6 protein-coding genes are annotated in these 7,004 nt (G+C 45.4%); 3 read left to right on the forward strand and 3 right to left on the reverse strand.

Features of this window, described 5'->3' with window-relative positions; all coding sequences use genetic code 11:
- Positions 1–22: 22 nt before the first annotated feature.
- Positions 23–214 (reverse strand): hypothetical protein, encoded by a 192-nt coding sequence (locus PMG25_RS22565; protein WP_283769157.1) that lies wholly within the window; start codon positions 212–214, stop codon positions 23–25.
- A gap of 163 nt (positions 215–377) precedes the next feature.
- Here PMG25_RS22565 and PMG25_RS22570 point away from each other — a divergent pair, with 163 nt between their 5' ends.
- The gene (locus PMG25_RS22570; RefSeq protein ID WP_283769158.1) at positions 378–2,042 is read left to right on the forward strand and encodes a sensor histidine kinase; all 1,665 of its coding nucleotides are present in this window, start codon (positions 378–380) and stop codon (positions 2,040–2,042) included.
- A gap of 327 nt (positions 2,043–2,369) precedes the next feature.
- Positions 2,370–2,825: an NUDIX domain-containing protein gene (locus tag PMG25_RS22575; RefSeq protein ID WP_283769159.1), complete on the forward strand. Its 456-nt coding sequence runs from the start codon at positions 2,370–2,372 to the stop codon at positions 2,823–2,825.
- 11 nt (positions 2,826–2,836) lie between these two features.
- Here the strand turns inward: PMG25_RS22575 and PMG25_RS22580 are convergent, their stop codons facing one another.
- Complete coding sequence (locus PMG25_RS22580) at positions 2,837–5,407, reverse strand: PEP/pyruvate-binding domain-containing protein (protein WP_283769160.1); 2,571 nt, start codon at positions 5,405–5,407, stop codon at positions 2,837–2,839.
- A gap of 73 nt (positions 5,408–5,480) precedes the next feature.
- Between PMG25_RS22580 and PMG25_RS22585 the strand changes: the two genes are divergently transcribed.
- The gene (locus tag PMG25_RS22585; RefSeq protein WP_283756133.1) at positions 5,481–5,669 is read left to right on the forward strand and encodes a hypothetical protein; all 189 of its coding nucleotides are present in this window, start codon (positions 5,481–5,483) and stop codon (positions 5,667–5,669) included.
- A gap of 384 nt (positions 5,670–6,053) precedes the next feature.
- Here the strand turns inward: PMG25_RS22585 and PMG25_RS22590 are convergent, their stop codons facing one another.
- On the reverse strand, positions 6,054–6,956 hold the full coding sequence (locus PMG25_RS22590) for a UbiA family prenyltransferase (RefSeq protein ID WP_283769161.1): 903 nt from the start codon (positions 6,954–6,956) through the stop codon (positions 6,054–6,056).
- Positions 6,957–7,004: the final 48 nt, after the last annotated feature.

A 7,004-nucleotide genomic window follows, 5' to 3' on the forward strand; every position in this document is an offset into this window, starting at 1 on the left:
TTCACTAGAGAATTCTAGACAATTAGCCCCCTTCAGAATTTGAATTTGCATCAGCCTCATTCTGCTCTTTTTCTTTCTCCTCCTTCTCATTTTGGAGGCTATCCATCGGAGAACGTCTACTGGTATAACCTCGATGCGTCCGTTTGCGAAACTTACGAGCGTATGCTAGGTTTCTTTGGGCCTTTTCTTTTTTAGGATTACGGCGTTTCGCCATGTTCACCTCATTGAAAATCACTTATGGCACAGAAGAACTATTATAACGCTTTGGAGCGCGAATCAGCAAGCTTTTAGTAATGAGTCAAGATAGGGAATGGGGAATTGTTATGACTATCAGGACTAAAATCATTCGCGGATATCTCATTACATTAGGGCTTTCTATGACAGGAATCGTTAGTGGACTGAGTATAGGAAACTACTTTCAAAGTAAGGCTTTTTACCAACATCAAGCCATAGCTGAGACCCAAAAATTAATTAATCAGCTACAAATTAATATTTTATATAATCGACCCACCCAACAGTTAGCTCCTTATCTGAATTCTCCAGAAGAATTTCAAGTTGCCATCGATCAATTCAGGGAACGAGTCCAAAAAGTCAAGGAGATTTTGGTTAATTATCGTCAAGCAGACTCGGCGAGTTATTGGGTGAAACCAGAAATTAGTGACTTACTCTTAATCTATGAACAAGACGTAGAAAAATTTGAAGAAGAAATTAATCAGTTTTCTCAACAAGTAATTCCTTTACTCCCTTCTGTTCGCTCAACCGATCTACAAGCTCAAGATTTAGTAGTTAACTTAGCAAAAAGTCCAGAATTTGCCAAATTTATTGAATTCCCCAATGCTCTTCAAAACTTCGATCGAGAACTGGAATTAAAAGAAAGAGAACTTGAACTTAAGCTACTTGAAGCAAGGGATTTAAGAAATCAAATTATTTTCGTTAGTTTGATTTTATCGGTCTCCCTAGGATCGTTTTTTGCCTTTTACACCAGTAAAGTTATTTCGCGTCCCGTACAAAAAGTCACAGAATTTTCCGAGAAAATCATTGAAGACTCTAATTTCGATCTCCAGTGTTCTGTGACCAGTGATGATGAAATTGAAATCTTGGCCAATTCCCTCAATCAGTTGATTTTAAAAGTCAATGAACTCCTGAAAGCGTTACATGACAAAAATACAGACCTTGAGCAAGCTTTATCTACGGTACAAAAACAACAATTTCGCTTGATCCAAGCTGAAAAAATGTCAAGCTTAGGACAACTGGTGGCTGGAGTGGCTCATGAAATCAACAATCCAGTCAGTTTTATTTATGGTAACCTGCAACATCTGGAAGAGTATAGCGCTACTTTAGTTAAATTTGTTGAACTTTATCATCAACATTATCCCCATCCTGTAACTGAAATTCAAGACTATGTGGAAACTCATGAGGTCGATTTTTTGCAAGAAGATTTACCGAAGATTATTGAGTCGATGAAACTGGGATCGCAGCGAATTCGTGAAATTGTTTTATCCCTGAGAAATTTTTCTCGTATGGATGAAGCTGAGTATAAAGAAGTCAATATTCATCAAGGACTTGATAGTACCTTGATGATTTTACAGCATCGGCTCAGAGAGCAACCGAATCGTCCAGAAATTCAAGTGAGCAAAAATTATGCCGACTTGCCTCTGGTCGAGTGCTATCCTGGAAGGCTTAATCAAGTGTTTATGAATATTCTCGTTAATGCTATTGATGCTCTGGAAGCGAGACCGGATCGAGATCGGCCCTTACAGATTGAAATGACCACCTCTTACTCTGAGGAAGCACAGGAAGTACAAGTGAGTATTGCTGACAATGGGGAAGGAATTCCTGAATCGATTCAACCCCAAATTTTCAATCCTTTTTTTACAACTAAAACGGTTGGAGGAGGGACAGGAATGGGGCTGGCAATCAGTCATCAAATTATGACTGAAACCCATCAAGGGGATCTGATTTGTAATTCAACACCAGGGATAGGGACTGAATTGGTGCTTAAAATTCCTATCCACCTTTCACGGCAGGAAGGTGGAAAATAATGATACAGCCTTTGCGCTGTGAAGTAATGAGTAATATAGCGTTTCGCGCTGTATCGGTGGACAGCAGGAAAAGATCCCCCCTTGCCCCCCTTAAAAAGGGGGGAATAGGAAAGTCCCCCTTTTTAAGGGGGATTTAGGGGGATCAAGATGTCCCACATAACAGCGAAAACTGCTGTATCATGTCCGGTTTCCGCAAGCGGACATGATAATGGGAAAAGAGAAGCGGGCAAGATGCCCACACTCCGTCCAATCCTTTGATATTACTGGGTAGAGCGCTTTTGGCTTTACCTATTACCCATTACCTATTACCTATAAGGATTTCATATTATGGGCCGTCTGTGGCAAATTTTTCAAACTGTTCTTGGACTCATTTTCCGCCATCCGTTGGTGGGAACGAGCATTATCCCCATTCTTGCCGATGGGCGTGTGGTTTTAGTTCAGCGTAAGGATGATGGCTCCTGGGGATTACCGGGAGGATTGGTGGATTGGGGAGAAACGATTAACCAAACGGTGGTGCGGGAAGTGGCGGAAGAAACGGGGTTAACGGTGGTGAAGATTGGGCGGTTAGTGGGGGTGTATTCTGCGCCCGATCGCGATCCGAGGGTGCATTCGGTTTGTATTGTGGTGGAAGCTCAAGTGGAAGGAGCGATCGCTATCCAAGATACCCTGGAAATTCAAGCGGCTCAACCTTACGAGTGGGCGGATTTACCCCACGGTAACCTGTCCCACGATCATCGCCAGCAAATTGAGGATTATCTCCAGGGAAAAACGACTCTTGCTTAAGGCAGTTTTGGTTAAGCGATCGTTGTTCGCTCAACTCTTCCCGTACTGCCATCCATTTTTACCCAATCTCCATCTTTTAAGGAACGGGTAACTCCGGGAATGGAAACGATGGCGGGAATACCCATTTCTCTGGCAACAATGGCCGAATGGGAGAGCAAACTTCCCCGTTCAACTAATACGCCAGATGCAGCCGGGAAGAGCATGATCCAACCGGGATCGGTGCGTTCGGCTACGAGAATGCTGCCGGGTTCGAGGATGGCGTTTTCTGGATTGGTAATCACCCGCACCTGAGCTTCGACGATGCCGGGACAACAGCCCAAGCCTTGTAAGGTGTTTGGGTTATCTGAGTCCACTAGAGAAGCCTGGTTTTCCTGGAAGGAGTTGCCTTGGTAGACGATGCCACGGGTTTCAAAGCGATCGCCAATCTCCCCTTTTTGCTCATATTCCGCAAATTCGGCCTTTCTTAATTGTACCAAACCTTTCAAATTGGTGCAAGTATTCGTTCCTTCTACAAAGCCTAAAATTTCGGTCACTTCCAGATAAAAGATATCGCGATAATCATCGAGCAGATCGAGCGCCACAAACCGCTTACCCAGTTCCACAAAAATGCGGCGCACATGGCCAAATAAGCGGGTTCGTTCAAAGCGCAGATTTTCGCGATCGCGCACTCGCTCCCTGGCATTATACAGCACCCAATCAAACAGCCAGCGTTTTAAGCCAAAATTGCCCAATTTTTCCCGAACTTTCGCCTCTGCTGCTTGGCGTAAGTACCCCGAAACCGAGGTGGAATCTAGGGTTTGACCGGATTTCGCCAGTTGACCCACCGATCGCAGCAGCAATAGAGGATTATCGAATAGGGTGGGACTTTCGAGTTTCAGCTCTCCCAAACAGCGATCGCCAAATTTGTCTAAATACGCTTCATATTTTTGCCTCACCTCTGGGCACTTTTCTAACTCAGACAAAATCAGCCCTAATTCCCCCTCACAGAAAACTTGAATTAATTCCTCATCTTTGGCAACTAACCGGGCTAATTCTTTCACTCGCATCGCCGGTTCCGCGCTAATCATCCCCCCTTCACCGCTAATCAAATCATTTTGCAAACTTCCAGAGGTTTCCTTACCCCAAGATTGGCACAACTTTTGCAAAAGACCATAGAAAATCATAGCAAAGAAATCATTCACCAGGGGCGCGTCCCAACTGCGGAGTAACTGCCGCTCCAAATCCCGGTAATGGGCCACCAATTCATCGGCGCGTAACTCCTGTAATTCTAATCCCTTGAACTTCTGACCAAAAACTTGCGTTAATCGCCCATAAAAATCCTTAATCTTAGCGGGTAAGACAAGAAAGTTAACGCCTAAACCCACAACTGTCTGCAACAAGCGCAAGCTATCCAGAATTTTCACCGAGAGCGTCGGATTTTGACTCGGTTGAATGCCAATAGACTCTAAAATTTCATCAGAGATCGGCTCTTTGACTCCCATCATCTGTTCCATAAATCGGCGATTGACTTGGAAGCCAGGCAACAGAGACAAAACCTTGTACCAACTAAGGAGATTATAGTAAACGCGCCCTTGAATCAAGCCAATCATACGATTAAAGGTTGAGTCATTATTTTCTACCACTGTTTTATCTACTGCCATTAACAGGCAAAATTGCCTGTAAACTTCCTCATAGGCACGACGAGCAAAAGAAAAGGTTAAAGGGGTGGTGACTCCGCTATAGCTTTCGGAAATGTTGCTATTATCCCAAAGATTGAGTTGACCATCGGGATCGGGGAGTTTGGCTAATCCGGTGATTGGTCTGGCTTGCAGTAAATAAAGTTGGTTATTTTCTATTGCCCATTCTATATCCTGGGGGCGACTAAAATGCGCTCCCACTTGACGAACCAGATGGGTAATTTGCTCTAAAATTTCTAGGTTTAATAAGGGGTTCTCTTCGGGGGCAGAAATTACCCTTCCTTGGCGATCAATGCGGTAAGTTTGCCCATCCACTTCCCCGGAAACCAAAGCATCCCCAACTCCGGATACGGCGCTAATCACCGTAACCCCCCGTTGACCGGTGACAGGATCGGCTCCAAAGGCGACTCCGGCAACTTGGGCATTGACCATGCGCTGAATGAGGACGGCTGGGGGTTTGGGGTTGCCGAGATCGTGTTGCTGACGGTAGGCTAAGAGGCGATCGCCGAATCCAGAGCGCCAAACTTCTACTACGCGATCGGCTACCTCCTCCACCGGCACAAACAGGAAGCTCTCCAATTGTCCCGCAAAGGAATAGTCCGCCCCATCTTCATCTACCGCAGACGAGCGCACGGCTACCGGTTCCCCATTTGGAGAGAGGCGTTTTAGGGCTTGTGTTAATTCTGCTTTTACTTTATGATTTAAGTGCAATACTGCAATAACCTGGGAAATAGTGTCTGTTGTTAACCTCTCTCCCTCGGTTACGCTCTGATAAAACGCACTGGGTGACACCACAAACCACTCAGGGATGGGCAAATTGAGAGCTTGCAATTGGGCTAGGGCAGCACCTTTACCTCCTAGATCTTGAGGATTTTTGCTGTTTTGAGCCGTGAGAATGTAAGTCATAGGATTTGAGAAAATAGGGAATCGGAAAATAGGGATTAATGACAGATAGAGAGTTTATAAGGAGGGAACAATAATGGACGATCGCCAACTCAAACTCGTAGAAAAAACAGTCACTTATGGACTAGAGATCGAGGGTAAATTGATCTTAGTGGAAAATGTGCCTGCTCGTGTGGATGAAGAAACTGGAGAACAATTCTTTTCTCCATCCACGGTGGAACGCTTACAGAAAATTATATCAAGTCCGCTTAAGTACCCTAATTAAAAATCCAGGGAGCAAGATGCTCCCACTCCAGTCATATCAAAGAATTCGAGGAGTGCGGGCATCTTGCCCGCTTCTTAACCAATTTTCATGTCCGCTTGCGGAAACCGGACTTGATATTATCCGAGAACAGCAGCAACCCAATCGCATGATTCAAACTCCTGTATAGCTAGTCTAAATGAGTTGTGCAACTGGAAATGCCCTCTCCCTATATCCCTCTCCCAAGGGAGAGGGACTTCTGCTCCCCTTCTCCCTTCGACTTCGCTCAGGGCAGCGCCTGCGGGAGAAGGCTTGCCCTGAGCGTAGCCGAAGGGGGCTGGGGGATGAGGGGCAGCCATTACATAACTCATTTAGGTTTGCTATATAGCGAGAAGCACTGGTAATGGGTTAAGCGCGAATTAGTAAGGGAATAATGCCTAAACCGAGATAAACTAAGAGTGTCCAGATGGCGGAGAGAAGTTCAAAGCGCTTACCAGATTTGGGGACTGGAGAGCGTAAAAATTGAGCCGAAAGTGTTCCGGAAATGCCCAACATAGCCCAAGTTGCTAGAGCTAGGGGTAAGCCAAAGCCAATTAATTTCGCGGCGATCGCACTAATCACCGTCATAATGGTACAAACGGCTAACCAGACGAAAACGGCTCGTTTGCGTCCCCACAAGTAACTGTAGGTTTCTACACCGACTTCCTCATCTTGGGGCGATCGAATTTTGCGCCCAATTTCAATGATGACACCGTTGAAAAAACTGACGGCTAAAAACCAGCCTAAACCCCTCGGTATCACCCCGGTGGTGACTTGCCAATCACAAGCGGTTGCCAAGCCATAAATGAGGGGCATAATCATCATATGGCTGATGAGATAAACTACGGGATGGTTCTTGAGCCAATGGCGGATAAAAAATTCCTGACTCATCAATCCTAAATAGAGCCAAACTGCGATCAGAAATAGCCCTAGGGTGAACCCCCCCAAATAAAGTGCCAACAGCCCTTGAATAATCGCCGTGAAAGCGCCCAACCTGCCCAATTCGCGCAAACTCACCAAACCCCTAGGAACCGGGCGATAGGAACGAAATTGGCAATCCTCCTCATAGTCCTTGAACTCATCGGCAATTCGCAACTGCAAGAAGAACAAAAAGGCGATCGCAAAAGCCACTACACTAGAACCCAAACTGGGAACCCCTCCCCGCAGCAGTGCCGAATAACTCACCGCCGAAAAACTAAACACCCCAATTAACAGCCCATTAGCGACAATAGGAAACCGTTCCTGCTGATAAACCCACCATCGATTAACCATAGTTCTTAATTAAAAATGATTTCCATATCCTCACCTGTTCCCTGAGCG

Source organism: Roseofilum capinflatum BLCC-M114 (assembly GCF_030068505.1).
Lineage (GTDB): Bacteria > Cyanobacteriota > Cyanobacteriia > Cyanobacteriales > Desertifilaceae > Roseofilum > Roseofilum capinflatum.

Coding starts and splice junctions, on each gene's coding strand:
- PMG25_RS22570 (WP_283769158.1), top strand. CDS start 378: ATGACAGGAATCGTTAGTGGACTGAGTATAGGAAACTACTTTCAAAGT.
- PMG25_RS22575 (WP_283769159.1), top strand. CDS start 2,370: ATGGGCCGTCTGTGGCAAATTTTTCAAACTGTTCTTGGACTCATTTTC.
- PMG25_RS22585 (WP_283756133.1), top strand. CDS start 5,481: ATGGACGATCGCCAACTCAAACTCGTAGAAAAAACAGTCACTTATGGA.
- PMG25_RS22565 (WP_283769157.1), bottom strand. CDS start 214: ATGGCGAAACGCCGTAATCCTAAAAAAGAAAAGGCCCAAAGAAACCTA.
- PMG25_RS22590 (WP_283769161.1), bottom strand. CDS start 6,956: ATGGTTAATCGATGGTGGGTTTATCAGCAGGAACGGTTTCCTATTGTC.
- PMG25_RS22580 (WP_283769160.1), bottom strand. CDS start 5,407: ATGACTTACATTCTCACGGCTCAAAACAGCAAAAATCCTCAAGATCTA.